The organism is Neglectibacter sp. CSJ-5, from assembly GCF_032490475.1.
Lineage (GTDB): Bacteria > Bacillota > Clostridia > Oscillospirales > Acutalibacteraceae > Hominenteromicrobium > Hominenteromicrobium mulieris.
The window spans coordinates 25192-44470 of record NZ_JAVYJC010000001.1 but is presented as its reverse complement, the minus strand read 5'-3'; the positions used below and the strand labels follow the sequence as shown (position 1 = coordinate 44470).

Genomic DNA, 19279 nt, shown 5'->3' with positions numbered 1-19279 from the left:
TTTCATGCGCCTTTGCAGCCTGAATTTCTTTCACATCCACGCCGCGTGGGGCAATGTTCTCCGTATACGTCTCATAACAGCCCCCGTTTCTGCGTTTTTACGCGAACTGTGCGTTATACAAATGCCGGTAGAATGTGTCGCCCTGCATCAAGCTTTCATGCGTGCCGCGCTCCACAATCTCGCCGTCGCGCACGACTAAGATCATATCCGCGTTGCGAATAGTCGATAAGCGGTGCGCAATGACAAAGCAGGTCTTGTCCGCCATCAGCGTACGCATGGCCTTTTGTATGCGCAGCTCCGTGCGCGTATCGACGTTTGAGGTCGCCTCGTCCAGAATGAGCAAGGACGACTCCAGCAGCATCGCGCGTGCAATGGTCATCAGCTGCTTTTGTCCTTTTGAGATATTCGCGCCGTCGTCCTCGAGCACCGTTTCATAACCGGCCGGCAGCGTCCGGATGTAGTCATGGATGCCGCACGCTTTGCACACGCGCTCCACGTCTTCGCGCGTCGCCTTTTCGCTGCCGTAGGCGATGTTTTCATACACCGTGCCCGTAAAAAGCCATGTGTCCTGCAAGACCATGGAGTAATTGAGGCGCAAACTGCGGCGCGTCAGATCTTTGATTGGCTTATGGTCAAGCGTAATCTCTCCGCTGTCCACATCGTAAAAGCGCATCAGCAAATTGATGATGGTCGTTTTGCCCGCGCCCGTCGGGCCCACAATGGCCACAAGCGCGCCCTTCGGCACATGCAGCGAGAGGTCTTTGATGATCTGTCTGTCCTTTGTGTAGCCGAAGTTCACGTGCGAAAGGTCTACGTCACCCTCAGCTTCGGTGAGACCTTCGGCATTCGGACTGTCCGCGACCTCGGGCTCTTCATCCAGTAAACGGAACACGCGCTCCGCCGCCGAAAACGCCGACTGCAATTCGCCGATGATGTTCGCGATTTCGTTGATCGGCCCGCTGAACTTGCGGGAGTACAGTACAAAGCTCGAAATGTTGCCGATAGAGATTGACCCGCCCAAAAACAGCAGTGCGCCGAAAAAGCTGACGAGTGAAAGCGAAAGATTGTTGACGAAGTTGACGGACGGTCCCACCATGCTGCCGTAATAATCGGCGCGGTAGTACGCGTCCACGGTCTCGTCGTTCTGTTTATCGAGCTTCTTAATGGTGTTTTCTTCTTGGCTATACGCGCGCAGCGTCTTCTGCCCGCTGATCATTTCCTCCACAAAGCCGTTCAGCTCGCCCAGCTTTGCAGAGCGCTTGCGGAACAGCGGCCGCGTAAAGCCCGTGATCTTCTTTGTCATGAACATCGAAAGCGGTACGGTGAAAACAAACACCAGCACAAGCGTCGGCGAAATGGAAAGCATCATGATGAGCGCGCCGATGACTGTGACGGCGCTCGCGAATACCTGCACCATATCATTCGTAAGCGAGGTGTTGATGGTGTCGATGTCATACGAAATACGGCTCAAAATGTCGCCCGTCTGGTGTGTATCGAAGTATCCGACCGGCAGCTCGCTCAGCTTTTGGAACACATCGTGCCGCATCGTGTTCACCACGCGGCGGCTGATGACGATCATAAGGCGCGTCAGCGCATACGAAAGTGCTGCGGATATCGCGTACATCACAACCATCAGAACGCCGTAGCGGCCCACCTTTTCAAAATTGACTTTGCCGCAGCCGAGCTCCATCGCATCCACCGCAAGACCCGAAATGTACGGTCCCGCCAGTGAAAGCAAATTGCCGCCGACCGTCAGTAAAATCGCCCCGAGCATCAAAAATTTGTAGCGCATCAAATACGGCAAAAGGCGTGACAGCACCGCCGTTTTTTTCATTTTGGGCTTTTCGTGTTTTTCCGTTTGCACGGTTTCCGGCCTTTTCATGCGTGCACCTCCTTTGCGAGTCCCTCGCCGATCTGCGACTCCCCGATCTCACGGTAAAGCGGACAGGTCTCCATCAATTCTTCGTGCGTACCCATGCCGATGACATTGCCGTTTTCGAGCACCATGATTTTTTCCGCATGCATGATGGAGCTGATGCGCTGCGCAATGATGATCTTTGTCGCGTCCGCACAATGCAGGCGAATTTCTTCACGCAGCTTCGAGTCCGTCCTGTAATCGAGCGCGCTCGAGGAGTCGTCCAACAGCAAAATGTCCGGGTCGCCCGCCAACGCGCGCGCAAGCAACAGTCTCTGTTTTTGCCCACCCGAAAGGTTCGCGCCCTTAATGGCGACCGGCGCGTCCAGGCCGCCCTGTTCTTCAATAAATTCCAGCGCCTGTGCGCGTCGTGCCGCTTCCAAAAGCTGCTCGTCCGTCAGGTTTCGCCCTAAGCGGATATTCTCGCGTATCGTGTCCTTAAACAGCGTGTCGTTTTGGAACACCACGCCGAACTTCGCGCGTAAATCGGACGTCGCGTAGTCGCGGATATCCACGCCGTCTATTTTCACGGAGCCCTCCGAAACGTCGTAGTAACGCATGAGCAAACGAATAATCGTCGATTTACCCGCGCCTGTCGCGCCGATGATGCCGAGCGTCTCGCCGCGCTTTAACGCAAAATCGATGTTCCGCACCGCAAAGCTGCCGCGCGCATAGCGGAACGTCACGTGGTCAAACTCCACATGCGGCGCGTCCTTCGGCAAAAAGCTGAAGTGCGGCTCAGTCTCGAAAAGCTCCACCGGCGTGTCCAGCACTTCCAATACACGCGCAGAGGAAGCCGATGCGCGTGAAAGCATCATGAAAATGCGGTTAATCGCCATCAAAGCGTTCAAAACGATGGTGTATAAATTCATAAACGCGATGATCTTGCCGATCTCGGAGGTGCCGTTGTTCACGCGCACCGCGCCCACCGTGATGACCGCCACAATGCCGAGGTTCAGCAAAAGGCTCATCACCGGGTTGATAAGCGCCATGGTGCTCTCTGCCGTGCGCTCCTTTTCGGTGAGGTCGTCGTTCACCTTCTTAAACCGCGCACGCTCATAGTCCGATTTGGAAAGCGCCTTGATGACGCGCACGCCCACGGCGTTTTCACGCACCACGCGCAGCATGGAATCGGAAGCCTTCTGCACGATCTTAAAAAGCTTCGCACCTTTTCGCGAGACGTAAAATACAATTACGCCCACAATGGGCAAGGATGCCACCATAATGAGCGTCAGCATCGGATCCATCGTCAGCGATACGATGATGCCGCCAAAAAGCAGCAGCGGCGCACGGATGCCGATGCGCTGAATCATGCCGACCGTCTGGTGCAAAACGTATGTATCGCTCGTCATGCGCGAGATAAGAGACGGAATTGTGAACGCATCGACCCTGCTTTCCGAAAGATACGAGATCTTTTGGAACAGGTCATGCCGGATCTGCCGCGTGCAGTCGCGCGCCACAGCGGACGCCATGCGGTTCGCCGTGATGTTGCCGCCCCACGCAATAAGCGAGCACACGATCATCAATCCACCCCACAGACATACCGGGCGAATTTCTTTCAGCGGGATCAGATCGTCAATGATATACGACAAAATCCACGGAATCGCGAGCTCCACAAGCGTACCGACCGCCTTAAAGCTGATGCCCACGCCCATGCGCGGCAAAAACGGTTTTAAATACACCGCCAGTCTTTTCAAATTACATGCCCTCTTTCCCCTAAGAAGCTCTCAATAGTTGTATTTGCAACTATTATAGCGTATCCCGCACAACTTTTCAATATAATCATAAAATATTTTGGTAAATTTAGGCCTTTGCTTGACAAAAATCTCCCCCGTGGTATAATGGATAAAATTTACCGTTTGCGAAAACGAAGGAGGGAATTCCATGATCCACACAGATTTTGACCCGAATAGAAAAGCCGTCATTGAGCCGAGCGAATTCTATCACCTGATGGAAAATATGCCGGAGGCACTCATCGGCGTGTTCTCCCGCCCGCTCACGGAGAAATACGCGGCGGAATTTCACGGCGAAGTCATCATGCAATATCAGGACTGCAACGGTGGAGAACCGGTCTATCGCTGCACTGCGCCGAACGGCACCGCGTTTGCGCTGATATGCATGCGCGTCGGCGCGCCGTCTGCCTGCGGCATCATGGAAGAGATGATCCCCCACGGCGTGAAAAAGTTTTTGATGCTCGGCTCCTGCGGTGCACTCGATCACGCCATCACCGCCGGGCACATTCTGGTACCCTACGCCGCCGTGCGCGATGAGGGCACCAGCTACCACTACGCCCCACCCGCCGAGGAAGCCGTACTCGAGCCTGCCTGTGTAGATGCCGTCTGCCAAGCGCTCGAAGACATGGACGTCCCCTATGCCCGCGTGAAAACGTGGACGACCGACGCATTCTTTCGTGAGACGCGCGGCAAGGTTGAAAAGCGTTTAAAGCAAGGCTGCTCCGTCGTTGAGATGGAATGTGCCGCCATGGCGACCGTCGCGGCGTTCCGAAACGTCAAATTCGCCCAGTTCATGTGGGCGGCAGATTCCCTTTCCGGCGAAAAATGGGACGCCCGCAACTTAAATAAGCTCGGCACGGATGCCGGCGAAATTTACATAGAAGCCGCCATCCGCACCTTAAAGTACCTGTAAACACACAAAATCGTTAAGAAAACCTGAATTCTCCCCGCACAGACTGGAAATGTGCGGGGAGTTGTATTATAATATACCAAATGGAGTTTTATGGGAAAGTCGCAAGTCCGTTCCGCAGAGTCGGTATTTCAGTACGATTGAGTCAAGAAAGGAACATGAATATGAACGTAAAACATGAAGAATTGACCGTCCGCGCCTTATATGATCTCAGCTATACCGCGGCGCGCCCGCTGCTTGAAGCCTGCACCTACCCGTGGGAGGCGCTGCCGAAGATCGGCGAGTTCATTAAAGCGCTCGGCAAAACACTTTCGCCCGAGGAATACGACCAGCGCGGTGAAGATGTGTGGGTCGCGAAAAGCGCCAAGCTTTACCCGAACGTCTACATTGCAGGCCCCACTGTCATCGGGCCGGAGACCGAGGTGCGTCCCGGCGCATTTATCCGCGGCAACGCGCTCATCGGCGCTGGCTGCGTCGTCGGCAATTCCACCGAGGTAAAAAACGCCATCCTGTTCGACGGCGCGCAGGCCCCGCACTATAACTACATCGGCGATTCCGTCATGGGCCACAAGGCCCACACCGGCGCGGGCGCCGTCACATCGAACTTAAAGCAGGATCACTCGAACGTCACCGTCTTAAAGGACGGCGAACGCGTAGAGACCGGCATGCGCAAATTCGGCGCCATGCTGGGCGACCACGCCGAAATCGGCTGCGGCAGCGTTTTGAATCCCGGCACGGTCGTCGGCAAAAACGCACGCGTCTATCCGCTTTCCATGGTGCGCGGCTTCGTGCCCGCGAACCACATCTATAAAAAGGCCGGTGAGGTCGCCGAAATTCACGACTGATCTTCGCCGTAAAGAAAAGAGGTCTTTATGGAGTTTTTAAAGCAACTCATCACGCGCATACTCGGCTCCGGGCTGCTTTCCACCGCCCTTGTGCTCGTGCGTGCCGTCACCGTCCTGATGGTTTTGTACGTTATCTGGCGCTGCTATACCTCGTTTAAAAAGGGACAGCGCCGCAAAGACCCGGTCGTCATGCTGGAGGATGCCGCCACCGGCGCGCATTTTCCCGTTTTGTACTGGGAGAATTCCATTGGGCGCAGCCGCAGCTGCGATATTCAAATACCCGATAATTCCGTTTCGCGAGACCATGCCGTTTTAATGCGCCGCGAAGAGGGCTGGTTCGTGTGCGATACCGGCTCCCACGCCGGCACACGCGTGCGCAATAAACAGATTACAGAGCCCACGCTCGTGCAGATCGGCGACAAAATCCGCATGGGCTCCACCACGCTCACGCTGCGTAACGCGTCCGACGTGCCGCAGAAAAAGCGCAGCATGTTCACCGGCTTTTCCAAAGAGGCGGCGTCCCCCTTTAAGCTGATGCTCGTCGTCACGCTCGTTCAGATGTCGCTCACCTTGCAACTGATGATCGGCACAGGCGAATTCCGCCTCTACCCCGCCGCACCGTTCGTGATTCTGTTCACGGCAAGCTGGGTGCTGTACTTTTTCTCCCGCCGCATCTTAAAGCGCGTCAGTTTTGAGATTGAAACCGTCGGGCTGCTCCTCAGCAGCATCGGCATCCTGCTCCTCAGCGGTGAGGGGCTCGACACCGTTAAAATGCAGATTGCCGCGTTCGGCATCGGCATTGTGCTTTTCTGCTTCCTTGTTTGGTTCATGAGCGACCTCGAGCGCGTCATGAAGCTGCGGCTCTACATCGCCATCGGCGCCATTTTGCTGTTTGTTGCAAACCTTTTGCTCGGCAAAGACGTCAACGGCTCCCGCAACTGGATCTTCATCGGGCCGTTCAGCTTCCAGCCCTCGGAGTTCATCAAAATCGCATTCGTGTTCGTCGGCGCGTCTACGCTCGACCATTTGCAGACGAAAAAGAACATCACGGAGTTCATCGTGTTCGCCGCCATTTGCCTCGCATTCCTGTTCCTCATGCGCGATTTCGGCACGGCGCTCATCTTCTTCGCCTGCTTCCTCATCATCGCGTTCATGCGCTCCGGCAGCTTCCGCACCATTTTCCTCATCCTCGCGGCAGCGTGCTTCGGCGTGTTCCTCATTTTGCAGTTTAAACCCTACGTTGCCCAGCGCTTCTCGGGCTGGATGCACGTGTGGGAACACACACAAGACAGCCTCGGCTACCAGCAGGTGCGCACCATGACGTATATCGCAAGCGGCGGCCTCTTCGGTCTCGGCCTCGGCAACGGCATCTTAAAATATGTCGCCGCCGGCGACAGCGACCTCGTGTTCGGTATGCTGTGCGAGGAGCAGGGCCTTTTAATGGGCATGGCGGTGCTGTTCGCGCTCGTCCTCTTTATCCTCTACGCCCGCAGCGATGTCACACGCAGTCGCTCCACGTTCTACGCCATCGCGGCGTGCGCCGTCTCGGGCATGCTGCTCTTTCAGGCCGCGCTCAATGTCTTCGGCCCCACGGATGTTCTGCCGCTCACCGGCGTCACGCTGCCGTTCATCAGCGCAGGCGGCTCCAGTATGATCTCTGTCTGGGGGCTTCTGGCATTCCTCAAAGCGTCCGATGAACGCACCTACGCTGCCCGCCGTGCGGGAAGACACCCGAAAGGCGAGGCCGACGAAGACACGATTTCCTTCACCCCGCCGCGCTACTCCCCAAACGACCCGCCCACGCCGCGTCCCCGCGTGAATACCCGCGCCGAAAACACGGCCCCGCGTTCCCGCGGCGCATACCGCGTCCATATTTCCGAAGAAAACCTCTCGCCGGGTCAGTCCCGCACACGCAGAAAGGATGGTGACCGCCGATGAAAACGACCGGCTTTCGCTCTTTTGTCCTTTACATTTTGCTGTTTGCCTTCTGCGGCGGCTTCGTCTGGTTCCTCATCAACCTCGCGTTAAACGGCTCCACATGGGCCACGCAGCCGTATAACGGTCACATTTACGGCGATGACACCGCCGTTTCCGCCGGTACCATCACAGACCGCAGCGGCATGGTGCTCGCCAAAACGGAGGACGGCTCCCGCGTTTACGCCGAAAGTGAAGACATTCGCCGCGCACTGCTCCACACCGTGGGCGATTCCAGCGGCTACATCGGCACCGCCGTGCAGGCCGTGCACCGCTCGCAGCTCGTGGGCTATAACCCCATCACGGGCCTTGCGCGCACCGTGCTTTCGGACCTCGGCAACAACCTCGTTTTAACGGTAGATGCCAACGCCAGCGCCGCCGCGTACAACGCCTTCAACGGCCGCAACGGCTCCGCGTTTGTCTATAACTATAAGACCGGCGAGGTACTCGTCAAGGTCAGCGCTCCCACATACGACCCCATGAACGTCCCGGAGGACCTCAACGACAACGAAGAATACAACGGCGTTTTCCTCGACCACACGCTTTCCTCCACCTACACGCCGGGCTCCATCTTTAAGCTCGTCACAGCGGCTGCCGCCATGGAGTACCTGCCCGATTGGGACACCCGCACCTATACCTGCGAAGAAGAAATGGACATCGGCTCCGGCAAGGTGACGTGTCTCAATTACCACGGCGAGCTGAACCTCGAGCAGGCGCTCGGCTATTCCTGCAACCTCTACTTTGCGCAGCTTGCGGAGGACATCGGCGCGGAAAACCTCAAAAAGAAAGCCGAAGAAATGGGCTTCGGTAAAAACTTCTCGTTTGATTCCGTCACCACCGACAAAAGCAGTACCAATTTAAGCAGCTCCACCAGCGCCATAGACCTCGCGTGGAGCTCCGTCGGTCAGGCGGATGTCATGGCAAACCCGTACCACATGGCGCTTTTGATGGGCGCCATCGCAAACGGCGGCTCCACTCCGGAGCCATACCTCACGGGCGGCAAAAGCCGCACGAGCTACACCTTAACGGACAGCTCCACTGCCGCTTCTCTCCACAGCATGATGCGCAACAACGTCGTCAATTACTACGGCGAGTATCTTTTCGACGGTTATTCGCTGTGTGCCAAAACCGGCACCGCCGAGCTCGACGATAAAAACCCGAACTGCTGGATCGTCGGTTTCTCGGAGGATGAAAGCACCCCGTATGCGTTCGCCGTGTGCGTGCAGGAGGGCACCTCCGGACTCTATACCGCCGGTGAAGTCGTCTCCGCCGCACTCAACGCCATTACAGGGAATTGATCTTCCGTAAACCACAGCGAAGCGACGAATAAAGTTTCGTCCACCTTTTCAAAGGTGGTGGTTTCCAAAGGCAACGCCTTTGGTCGTCGTTCACAAACGGCGAGACCTTTTTACCTACCAAAAATCAGGAAGATAGGCAGAATAGTCCGGTGGACTGTTCTGCCGCAAGAAACCCTATTAAGGGGTTCCTTGAAGAACTCGCCACAGCGAATTCTTCGAAATAAAGCAACGCCGCACCCTCGATTTTTCATTGAGAGTGCGGCGTTACTTTATGCCTTCGTATAAAATTTAAGCTCCCTCTGACCGAGAAAAAGAGTGAGATACTGCGCACCCTCAATCACAGCCGGGAACACCCACGGCAGCAAAATCAAAAGCCGACAAAATGCAACGAACCCCGAGGGGTTACCTCGGGGTTCGTTGCTTGAAAAAGGAGATTTATGAAAAAGACTCGTACTCTAAATTAAATCAACCCGCGCTGTATTCGGAAAGCTTCAGTTCCACGGTTGCGGACTGTTGCGTCGAAGAGCGGTACACCTGAAGTGTTACCGTATCGCCCGGCTTCTTGCTGAGGATTGCGGAACGCAATGTGGATTCACTGTCCAGCTGCTGGCCGTCAATAGCGGTAATCACATCGCCCACCTGCAAGCCGGAAGCCTGTGCCTCACTCGAATTGAGCTGTGCCACATACTCGCCCTGCGGCAAGCCGTAGAAGCGGCCCGTCATGCTGTCGATGAACTGACCGGAAATACCGAGAACAGCTCTGTCCTTCACATAACCGTACTGGATGAGGTCGGAGATAATCGGCTGTGCCGTATCGATCGGAATCGCAAATCCAAGGCCCTCATAGCCCGTAGCGGAAATTTTCGCGGAGTTGATGCCAACGACCTGACCATACTCGTTGATGAGTGCGCCGCCGGAGTTACCGGGGTTAATCGCCGCATCGGTCTGGATATATTCCATCGTGTAGCCGGTCGTGTTATTGGCAATCGCGCGGTTCAAAGCGGAAACGTAACCGATCGTTACGCTGGAGCTCAGCTCGTGGCCGCCCGGGTTACCGATGGCCATGACCTTATCCGCAACACGCAAATCTTCGGAAGAACCAAATTCCGCAGCCGTCAAGCCCGTCGCATCGATCTTTACGACCGCAAGGTCCGTCACGGTATCGCTGCCGATCAGCTGCGCTTCATACGTCTCACCGTCGGAGGTCATCACCTTCAGGGAAGTCGCACCCTCCACAACATGCGCATTCGTGATGATGTAGCCATCTTCACTCATGATGATGCCGGAGCCTTCGCTCGCCGGGGAAACGCTGCTGTCCGACGTATCGGTCTGCATGAAACCGTAATTCTGTGTCACCTGATAATTCTGGATGCACACGACAGACGGTGTAAGCTTTGCTGCAATGTCCTGGTCACTCATCGCGGAAACCGTGCCGTCGCTGCTCGCGCTCGTATCCGAGCTCGTGTCGCCGTTCACCACGCGCGAGATTGTGAACGCAGCATTGCTGCTCGCTTCGGAAGACTGCACATTGATGAAGCCGTTTTGAATCATCGCGACGAATACGCCAAGCGACGCCGCCGAGGTGATCGCACAGCAAAGCACAACGGCTAAAAGCTTCAAGCCGAATTTCGAGCCGTGCTTTTTGGGCTTCGGCTGTTTTTGCGGCTGATGCACCGGCACACCGTAATACACAGGCTGTCCGTTTGGCTGCACCGGCGCGTTCTGCTGCGGAGCGCTCTGTGCGTTCCACGTATATGCGGGGGTGTTGTTCGTCGGATACTGTGCGTTATGATAGGTGCCGTAGGCGTTTGTGCTGTTTACAGCGTTATTAGCGGAAGTATTGGTGTTTGCCGGTTCAGACCCATTGTTCGGGTCAAAACCATTTTGGAATTTCTCATGATTGTCACTCATGGTTCCTTACTCCTTTCACATAATACCATATTCCAAACGGTTTTTCAACCTTTTTTTCTTTCCGTTCGGATTATCTATATTATTTCGGAGTTCTGTGAAGTTCATGTGAAGTGCAGTGAACAGTTTCATGAAAAAAGCAAGAAATCTCTGTCACACAAAAACAACGAAAGCCACCGGTGCGTGTTCCGGCGGCTTTCCTTATACGCTGATTTTATTTTGTCGTCAGGTGCGAACTTTTCAACGCCTTGCGAATCAAAGCGGAGAGCGGCACGGAAATGATGATGGCGAGAATCGCGTTCACCGTGCTCGAAGCCGCTTTCGTCGCAAGCGCAATCGCCGCAGCCTCCGGCGCACTGCCCGCAAGCACCGTCGTAATGTAGGACTTTGCGAGATACAGCACAATGTATGTCAGGCTGCCGCAGATGCCCGCCACAATGCTGCGCGGCACGGTAATGGTAAAGTCTTCCTCCAGCATGTTGCCGGTGATTTTACCCTTGTGCGCGATGAGGCCGCAAACCGCAGCCAGCAGGAACTTAAACACAAACGTAAACGGAGCCGAAGCGATGTACGCCGGGTTCGTCAGGTCGTAGAGCATCGCGCCGATGCCGGACGCCAGACCGCCTCCGATCGGGCCCATCACAAAGCCCGCAAGCAGGCAAAACGCGTTGCCGAGGTGGATACGGGAAATATCGCCCACCGGCACCGGAATCGGGAAGCTCAGGTAGTTGGAGACGAACACCAGCGCGCCCAAAAGGCCCACGGTGACAATCTTGTAGATGGAATTCTTGTTTTTCATTTTGATTACCCCTTTGCTTTGGGGCGCGACTGCACCGTTCGTGCGCCGTGCCTTGAAGATTGCACCCAGTATAGCACCGCGCTGGTATTATCGCAATGGCCAGATTTAATATAATTTTTAAGGTCAGATGCTTTTTCACACCCCAAAAAGCCCGCCCCGGTTGCATTTTCGTCAAAAAAGCGGTATACTGGCGGTGCGAAAAGTGTCGTTCGCTTTTCGATTATCTATAATATGAAGAAGGGATATTCATGGCAAAAGTAAAAGCCGTTATTTTTGATATGGACGGAACCGTGGCCAATACGCTCACTTCCATCGCCGGATTCGGCAACGCCGCGCTTGAAGCGCACCGCTTAAAAACGTTCCCCGTAGACCGCTACCGCACATTCGTCGGTAACGGCGCAGATATTCTCATGCGCCGCATGCTCACTGCCGCTAAGGGCACATACACCGAAGAAGATGTAAAAGCCCTGCGCAAAACGTATGACGCTTTATATGAAAGTGATCCCACAAAAGACGTCACCCCCTACCCCGGCATCGTAGAGCTGCTCCAAAAAATGCGTGAAAACAACGTCAAAGCCGCCGTGCTCTCCAACAAACCCGATAACATGACGTGCTATATCGCCGAAAAGCTGTTCACCGGGCTTTTTGATGTCGTCCACGGACAAAGGGAAGGCGTACCGAAAAAACCGAACCCCAGTGCCGCACTTTTATTGTGCGAAGAATTAGGCGTCACCCCCGCCGAATGCCTGTATGTCGGCGACAGCGGCGTTGATATGCAGACCGGGCAGAACGCCGGCCTCTTCACCGCCGGCGTCACCTGGGGTTTCAGGGACGAAAAAGAGCTCGAAGAAAACGGCGCCGATACCCTTGTCCATAACGCAGAGGAGCTGGAAAACCTTATCCTCTAAGCTAACGGCAATGGCGATTAAAAGTTTTGCCCGCCTTTTTAAAGGCGGCGGGGTCTTGGGGCAGCGCCCCAAAAACCAGGAGGGTAACTTAAAACGTCCCGTGGACGTTTTAAGTGTAGGGAACCCAGTTGCATGAGTTTCCTGAAAGGCGGCTAAAGCCGCCTTTAGAAAAAAGCATCGCATACAAAAGGAGAGCGCGCAGCCACCCAAAAGCTGCGCGCTCTGTTAATTTCTAAAAGCTCTCAAACCAAGCTCCTCACCGTCTCATACACGTCGAGCACGTACACGTCCCGCACGTCTGCTTCTTCGCCCCGCACACGTGCCGCCGTCTGTATTCCGTCGGCAGCTCGCCGTAGGCCTCCTTAAACGCCGCCGTAAATCGGCTCTGGCTCTCATACCCCACGGCCTGCGCTACGGACGCAATGTCGTTCTGCGTTTTCAGCAGCAGCCCCGCCGCAAGCTCCATGCGGTGCTGCTTCATGTGCGCCGCAATCGTTGTGCCGTACACTTTTTTGAACACCGTTTTCAGCGTCGTGGTGTTCATAAGGAACTCTCTTGACAGCGTTTCTATCGTGATGCGCTCGCTGATGTGTTCAATCAGGTAATTGTGCACATTCCGAATGATCTCCTCCTGCGAAGCCTGAAAGTCCACTTCCTTTTCCGGGCACGTAATCTCCATCACCTGCTCCACAATCTCGTGCAAAAGCCCGATCTGCTCGGTGTCCGACGCCTTATAGTAGACTTCCTTGCCATCGCGGCGGCTCATGATAAGCCCACTGTCTAAAAGCGACTTCAAATGGTGCGAAACCGCCGGACTCGACATATCCATCATCGCTGCAATGTTGATAACACATTCTTCCCGGTGACTCAAAAGCCAGAAAATGCGCACGCGCACCGGGTCGCTCAGCTGCTTGAACACGTCCGCCACGGCCGAAAAACGCTCCGTATTCATCAATTCTCTGTGCAGCGCTTCGTCATGCTTGTGCCTGCCGTGGTCGTGCGGCAATGCAAAATCCGCCATAAAAAGTCCTCCGTTTATCCGTTTCGGAAATCCCGTTCGCCCGTTTGGAAGCAGCACCCGAAAACCCCTTGATTTTTTATTCCGGCCCCAGTATACTACAACTGTAACGATTAAGCAAGTATTTAATCGTTAGCACCACATTTCAAAACAAAATGATTTTTTACGGAGGTTTTTCCCATGAAAAAAACATACAGCATCGAAGTTGACTGCGCAAATTGTGCCAACCTGATGGAAGAAGCAACCAAGAAAACCGCAGGTGTTGCAAATGCGACCGTAAACTTCATGACCCAGAAGATGATCGTTGAGTTTGAAGACGGTCAGGACGCTAAAGCTGTCATGAAGAATGTCCTCAAGGCCTGCAAGAAGGTTGAGCCGGACTGCGAGATCGAGCTTTAATTTACTTCGGTCTACCCGTATCGTCAGAAAAAATGACCGGCTCCGCTTTCTCGGTACAGTCGGTCTTTTTTATACGGTAATGTGTCATCTAACTGCTATATAAAACCACAAGAGGTATCCTCATGAAAAAGAAACAAAAGATTACGCTGTACCGCATCATCATCACCGCCGTGATGCTGGTCGTGTTACAGTTCTTACCTATCACGGGCATTCCGCGCCTTATCGCGTACCTCGCCGCCTATCTCGTCATCGGCTACGATATTTTAAGAAAAGCCGGCAAGGGCATCCTAAACGGCCGCGCGTTCGACGAAAACTTTTTGATGGCGCTCGCCACCCTCGGTGCGTTCTTCCTCGCCATTTGGACAAAGAGCGGCGATTATCTTGAAGGCATCGCCGTGATGCTGTTCTATCAGATCGGCGAGCTGTTCCAAAGCTACGCCGTCGGCAAAAGCCGCAAAAACATCTCCGCGCTGATGGACATCCGCCCGGACTACGCCAACATTGAAAAAGACGGAAAGTTAGAACAGGTCGATCCCGATGAAGTCGCGGTCGGAAGCATCATTGTCGTGCAGCCGGGCGAAAAAGTCCCGCTCGATGGTGTGGTCGAAAGCGGCAACGCAAGCCTTAACACCAGCGCGCTCACCGGCGAAAGCCTCCCGCGCGATGTCAAAGAGGGCGATGAGATCATCAGCGGCTGCATCAATTTAAACGGTGTTCTGAAAATCCGCACCACAAAGGAATTCGGCGAGTCCACCGTTTCCAAAATTCTCGACCTCGTTGAAAACGCCAGTTCCCGCAAGTCCCGTTCGGAAGCGTTCATCTCCCGCTTCGCTAAAATTTACACCCCGGCAGTCTGCATTTCCGCTGTACTGCTCGGCATCGCCGTGCCGCTCCTGCGCATGGCGTTCGGCATGGATGCCGCTTGGGTCGATTGGATTTACCGCGCGCTGACCTTCCTTGTCGTCAGCTGCCCGTGCGCACTTGTCATTTCCATCCCGCTCAGCTTCTTTGCGGGCATCGGCGGCGCAAGCCATGAGGGCGTGCTCATCAAGGGCTCCAACTATCTTGAAGCCCTCTCCGATGCAAAAATCGTCGTGTTCGATAAAACCGGCACGCTCACGCAGGGCGTGTTTGAGGTCACCGCCGTCCACCACAACACGATGGACGAAGCAAAGCTGCTCGAGTACGCCGCGCTCGCCGAGTGCGCCTCCTCCCACCCCATCAGCAAAAGTTTGCAGAAAGCCTACGGCAAAGAGATCGACCGCAGCCGCGTAACGGACATTGAAGAAGTCAGCGGCAAGGGCATCACCGCCAAGGTCGACGGGCACGAGGTCCTCGCCGGCAACGCAAAGCTCATGGCGCTGCACAATATTCCATATAACGACTGCCACAGCGTCGGCACCATCATCCACATGTCAATCGACAGCGAATATGCCGGTCACATCGTTATCTCCGATGTTATCAAGCCCCATTCCAAGGAAGCCATTCAGAAGCTGAAGCACGCCGGTGTTGAAAAAACCGTCATGCTCACAGGCGATGCCAAGCGTGTGGCTGATCAGGTCGCCAAAGAGCTTGGTATCGACGAAGTTCGCAGCGAGCTGCTCCCGGGCGATAAGGTCAACGAAGTCGAAAAGCTCATTCAGAATAAGCCGAAGAAAGCAAATCTCGCATTCGTCGGCGACGGCATCAACGATGCGCCGGTGCTCACCCGTGCCGATATCGGCATCGCCATGGGCGCCATGGGCAGCGATGCCGCCATCGAAGCCGCAGACGTTGTCCTCATGGACGATGACCCGATGCAGATTGCAAAGGCCATCAAAATTTCCCGCAAGTGCATCGGCATCGTCAAGCAGAACATCGTGTTCTCGCTCATCATCAAGTTCGGCTGTCTCGCGCTCACCGCGTTCGGTCTTGCAAACATGTGGGCAGCCATCTTTGCGGATGTCGGTGTCATGATTATCGCGGTTCTCAACGCCATCCGCGCTTTGAAGTACAAAGAATAAAAGATAACATACCAAAACGCCCTCCCGCTGCGGTTTTTCCGCAAGCGGGAGGGCGTTTTTCGTTTTCTGTTTCAGCTTTTAATCTTTGTACAGATTGCCCGTGTACCAATCCACCATGCCGTTTTGCACAGCATCCTCAAAGTAGTCGGGCCAGTAGTCCGGCGCTTTGCCGGAGGGATACCAAATGTCCGGGTACAACGCGTTTTCGTTCTCCGTGATTTTTGAGGTGTCCACGGTCGCATCTTCGCCGTCACGCACCTTGCGCGCCACGATCACCGTGCGGAAACCCTCATATTCATACGAGCATGTTGAAAGCATCACCGTTTTGTCGTTTTCGTTCAGGTCAACGCCGGTGTTCACCATGCTGCGTTTCATCACGTCGTAGTAAAACTGCATCTTGTCTTCCGCAGAGTCAAAATCGCCGCGCAGATAGTTGAACAGTTCCCCTTGGTTATCGTATGTATTCGTCTTGAATACCGAAACAATCTTCCATTCCGCCGCTTCCTTTTCGGTGTCATAGCGAAATACCGGACAGCTTTTCACGGTCTTGGCACTGCCAAAACCGATCACCTGCCAGAACATTCTGCCGTCCTGCATGCTGTGCCCGTGCAAAACCTGATTATCGGAGTCCACCGTGCACATACCGTCCAAAAAAATGCTGCCGTACTTCGTGCTTTCCTTTTTGTAGTTGCGGTAAAGGTAATACTGCGGGTCGTCTGCAGGCGGCGTCAGCACCGGAAAATTGATGTCCGTGCCGTCCAGCTGCACCCAGCCCGTAATGTCGCTGTTCACACTTTGCAGCTTCAAAACAGCCTCGCGACGGCGCTCCAGCTCTGCCATGCGTTCGCTGTCCGCCGTGTCGTCTTCGGAAGTCACCGGGGCCACGCTTTCCGTGTCGCCCGCTTCGGAGTAGATTTCCTGAATCTCACCTACGTTTTTATCCGTCACATACGGGTTCACAATGAGCTCAATTACAAGCACCGCCGCCGAAACGACAAAAATCACCGAAAACAGCGTGATGAGCACCGGGAACAGAATTCTCCGCTTTCTCGGCTGCATACTTTCTTCGTCTTCATAGACCGCCACGCGCCGCATAGGCTCCGGCTCGCGGTATTTGCGCCGCACGCGTTACGCCTCGTCCACCGGCAAACCGGCAAGGTAGCGGCGCACCATATCGAGTGCTTTGGAGGCCGCGCAGTGGCGGTGCCATTCGCGGGATTTCAGTCTGCCCATCGGCTGGCGCTTTGCCACCCACGTGTTCTTGCCGTCACTCAACGCAATGTACACAAGGCCCACCGGCTTTTCTTCTGTGCCGCCGTCCGGGCCCGCAATGCCCGTAATGCCCACACCGATGTCTGCACCGCTCTCACGCACAATGCCTTCCGCCATCGCACGCGCCGTCTGTTCGCTCACTGCGCCGTATGTCACAAGCGTCTCGTGCGGTACGCCGAGCAAACGCTCCTTCACGCAGTTTGCATACGTCACACAGCCCGTCTCAAACACGGCGGAGGAACCCGGAATGTCCGTAATGCGCTTTGCAAGCATACCGCCCGTGCAGGATTCCGCCGTTGCAAGCTTCTTGCCCGCCTTTTTAAGCGCACTGACTACAAGCTCCTCCAGCGTCTCCACGTCCACACCGTACACGAAGTTGCCGATGCGCTTCTTCAATTCTTCCACCACCGGCACGCACATTGCGTCCGCTTCTTCTTTCGTTGCGGCCTTCGCCGTTACGCGCACGAACATCTCGCCTTCCTTGGCGTACGGTGCCACGGTCGGGTTGCTCTGCTCCATCAGGTCTTCGATCATCTGCGCCACCGGCGCTTCGCCTCTGCCGTACACATGCACGCTGTGCGAAGCGATGACCGCACTCTGGAACTTTTCAAGGTACGGCACGGCATAGTTGTGCAGCATCGGGGTCAATTCCGAAGGCGGGCCGGGCAGCATGATGACGATCTTGCCCTTGTCCGTCCGGAACGCGCAGCCGGGCGCAGTGCCGTTGTCGTTTTTCAGCGCGGTGCAGCCCTCCGGCAGCATCGCCTGCTTCATCTGGTTTTCGGTCATGCCGCCGTTTGCAAAGTAATCGAGCAAATGCTGGTAGCTCTGCTCGTGCAAAACAAGCTTCTTGCCCGCAGCCGCAGCCACGGTCTCTTTCGTCAGGTCGTCGCCCGTCGGCCCAAGGCCGCCCGTCGTGATGAGAATATCGCTTCTGTCAAGCGCGTCGTAAACAGCCTTTTCCAATCTGCCCACGTTGTCGCCGACTACGGCGGCGTAGAGCAGATCAATGCCGAGCGCCGAAAGCGCCTTTGCAACGATTGTTGTGTCTGTGTTTACGGTCTGGCCGAGCAAAAGCTCTGTACCTACCGATAGTACTTCTGCCTGCATGGTAAAATTCCCCTTTCTTACAGATGACGGATCTCCGTCTTTTCAAGGCAATTTTTCAAAAGCTGTTCCACATCAAGCTTCTGTTCCGCAGCCTCCACCACGTTCAAAGTGGGGCGGGTGCGCGGGTGCTTCGGCGTAAACACCGTGCAGCAGTCCTCATACGGCTCAATGGAAATATCATACGTGTCAATGCGGTGCGCAAGCGTCACGATCTCCGACTTGTCGCTGCCGATAAGCGGACGGAAAACCGGCATATTCGCCGCGGCGTCCGTGCAGGCGATGGCCTGAATGGTCTGGCTTGCCACCTGCCCAAGGCTCTCACCCGTGATGAGCGCGCTGCATTCGCGCTCGCGTGCAATGCGCTCGGCGGCACGCATCATAAAGCGGCGCATAATCACGGTCGCAAGCTCCTCCGGGCAGTTGTCTCGAATTTGCTCCTGAATTTCGGTGAACGGCACGGTGATCATGTCCATTCTGCCCGCATATTCGCCGACCTTCTTCAGCAGCGCCACCACCTTTTCATGTGCGCGCTCGCTCGTGTACGGCGGGCTCGCAAAGTGAATGGCCGTCAGCTCCACGCCGCGCTTTGCCATCATCCAGGCTGCCACCGGGCTGTCGAGGCCGCCGCTGATGAGAATGGCCGCCTTGCCGCCCGTGCCCACCGGAATGCCGCCCGCGCCGGGCTTCGTCTCGCCGTGGATATACGCCGCTTTCTCGCGGATTTCCACGCGCACCGTGATCTCCGGGTTGTGCACGTCTACGGAAATGTGCGGGTTCGCGCGCAGCAGCGCCGCGCCCACCTCGCGGGAGATTTCCATGGAGCCGAGCGGGAACTTCTTGTCCGCACGCTTCGATTCCACCTTGAACGTCTTAAAGCCCGCGAGTGTGTCATTGAGGTATTCCGGCGCCACTTTTGTAATGGCGTCCATGTCCTTTTCACACACGCAAGCGCGCGCATAGCCGATGACGCCGAAAATCTTCGAGATGCGCTCCTCGGCCTCGTCAATGTCCGCGTCCTCGTCCTTCGGTTCAATGTAAATGGTGGACTGCATGGAGTACACCTCAAAGTTGCCCGCGCGCGCAATGCGGCGGCGAATGTTCTTTAACAGCCGGTCTTCAAACGTGCGGCGATTCAATCCCTTTAAGACGATCTCGCCGAGCTTGACCAGAATCACTTCCTGCATGAC

The 19279-nt window shown here is 55.4% G+C and carries 15 protein-coding genes; 7 read left to right on the top strand and 8 right to left on the bottom strand.

Features of this window, described 5'->3' with window-relative positions:
- Window positions 1–97: 97 nt before the first annotated feature.
- Both R2K26_RS00200 and R2K26_RS00195 read right to left on the bottom strand, forming a co-directional pair.
- On the bottom strand, window positions 98–1882 hold the full coding sequence (locus R2K26_RS00200) for an ABC transporter ATP-binding protein (protein WP_316517952.1): 1785 nt from the start codon (window positions 1880–1882) through the stop codon (window positions 98–100).
- On the bottom strand, window positions 1879–3612 hold the full coding sequence (locus tag R2K26_RS00195) for an ABC transporter ATP-binding protein (protein WP_316517950.1): 1734 nt from the start codon (window positions 3610–3612) through the stop codon (window positions 1879–1881). Before R2K26_RS00195 ends, R2K26_RS00200 begins: the two co-directional genes overlap by 4 nt.
- 187 nt (window positions 3613–3799) lie before the next feature.
- Here R2K26_RS00195 and R2K26_RS00190 point away from each other — a divergent pair, with 187 nt between their 5' ends.
- The 4 genes from R2K26_RS00190 to R2K26_RS00175 all read left to right on the top strand — a co-directional run bounded on the left by R2K26_RS00190 (window position 3800) and on the right by R2K26_RS00175 (window position 8675).
- A complete protein-coding gene (locus tag R2K26_RS00190) occupies window positions 3800–4561 on the top strand; it encodes a nucleoside phosphorylase (protein WP_316517948.1) in 762 nt (253 codons plus the stop codon).
- Between the two features lie 161 nt (window positions 4562–4722).
- Window positions 4723–5403: a UDP-N-acetylglucosamine pyrophosphorylase gene (locus R2K26_RS00185; RefSeq protein ID WP_316517946.1), complete on the top strand. Its 681-nt coding sequence runs from the start codon at window positions 4723–4725 to the stop codon at window positions 5401–5403.
- 27 nt (window positions 5404–5430) lie between these two features.
- Window positions 5431–7341 carry an FtsW/RodA/SpoVE family cell cycle protein gene (locus R2K26_RS00180; RefSeq protein WP_316517944.1) on the top strand — a complete coding sequence of 637 codons (1911 nt, stop codon included), beginning with the start codon at window positions 5431–5433 and terminating at the stop codon, window positions 7339–7341.
- Window positions 7338–8675 carry a penicillin-binding transpeptidase domain-containing protein gene (locus R2K26_RS00175; RefSeq protein ID WP_308449799.1) on the top strand — a complete coding sequence of 446 codons (1338 nt, stop codon included), beginning with the start codon at window positions 7338–7340 and terminating at the stop codon, window positions 8673–8675. Before R2K26_RS00180 ends, R2K26_RS00175 begins: the two co-directional genes overlap by 4 nt.
- Window positions 8676–9140: 465 nt before the next feature.
- On the opposite strand, the gene R2K26_RS00170 is transcribed toward R2K26_RS00175, so the two are convergent.
- Both R2K26_RS00170 and R2K26_RS00165 read right to left on the bottom strand, forming a co-directional pair.
- Complete coding sequence (locus R2K26_RS00170) at window positions 9141–10586, bottom strand: trypsin-like peptidase domain-containing protein (protein ID WP_316517941.1); 1446 nt, start codon at window positions 10584–10586, stop codon at window positions 9141–9143.
- 211 nt (window positions 10587–10797) lie between these two features.
- On the bottom strand, window positions 10798–11382 hold the full coding sequence (locus R2K26_RS00165; RefSeq protein ID WP_316517939.1) for an ECF transporter S component: 585 nt from the start codon (window positions 11380–11382) through the stop codon (window positions 10798–10800).
- A gap of 248 nt (window positions 11383–11630) precedes the next feature.
- On the opposite strand from R2K26_RS00165, the gene R2K26_RS00160 reads away from it, so the two are divergent.
- Window positions 11631–12290, top strand: a complete 660-nt coding sequence (locus R2K26_RS00160; protein ID WP_308449797.1) for an HAD family hydrolase — start codon at window positions 11631–11633, stop codon at window positions 12288–12290.
- Window positions 12291–12546: 256 nt separating this feature from the next.
- On the opposite strand, the gene R2K26_RS00155 is transcribed toward R2K26_RS00160, so the two are convergent.
- A complete protein-coding gene (locus R2K26_RS00155; RefSeq protein WP_176821089.1) occupies window positions 12547–13311 on the bottom strand; it encodes a metalloregulator ArsR/SmtB family transcription factor in 765 nt (254 codons plus the stop codon).
- 177 nt (window positions 13312–13488) lie between these two features.
- Between R2K26_RS00155 and R2K26_RS00150 the strand changes: the two genes are divergently transcribed.
- A complete protein-coding gene (locus tag R2K26_RS00150) occupies window positions 13489–13707 on the top strand; it encodes a cation transporter (protein WP_176821090.1) in 219 nt (72 codons plus the stop codon).
- Window positions 13708–13829: 122 nt separating this feature from the next.
- Window positions 13830–15710, top strand: coding sequence for a heavy metal translocating P-type ATPase (locus R2K26_RS00145; RefSeq protein WP_316517931.1), 1881 nt, complete (start codon window positions 13830–13832; stop codon window positions 15708–15710).
- Window positions 15711–15788: 78 nt separating this feature from the next.
- Here the strand turns inward: R2K26_RS00145 and R2K26_RS00140 are convergent, their stop codons facing one another.
- The 3 genes from R2K26_RS00140 to thiI are packed head-to-tail and all read right to left on the bottom strand — an operon-like array spanning window position 15789 to window position 19276.
- A complete protein-coding gene (locus R2K26_RS00140) occupies window positions 15789–16835 on the bottom strand; it encodes a class B sortase (RefSeq protein ID WP_316517929.1) in 1047 nt (348 codons plus the stop codon).
- 3 nt (window positions 16836–16838) lie between these two features.
- Window positions 16839–18092, bottom strand: a complete 1254-nt coding sequence (locus tag R2K26_RS00135; protein ID WP_316517927.1) for a competence/damage-inducible protein A — start codon at window positions 18090–18092, stop codon at window positions 16839–16841.
- 17 nt (window positions 18093–18109) lie between these two features.
- Window positions 18110–19276, bottom strand: coding sequence for a tRNA uracil 4-sulfurtransferase ThiI (thiI, locus tag R2K26_RS00130; protein WP_316517925.1), 1167 nt, complete (start codon window positions 19274–19276; stop codon window positions 18110–18112).
- Window positions 19277–19279: the final 3 nt, after the last annotated feature.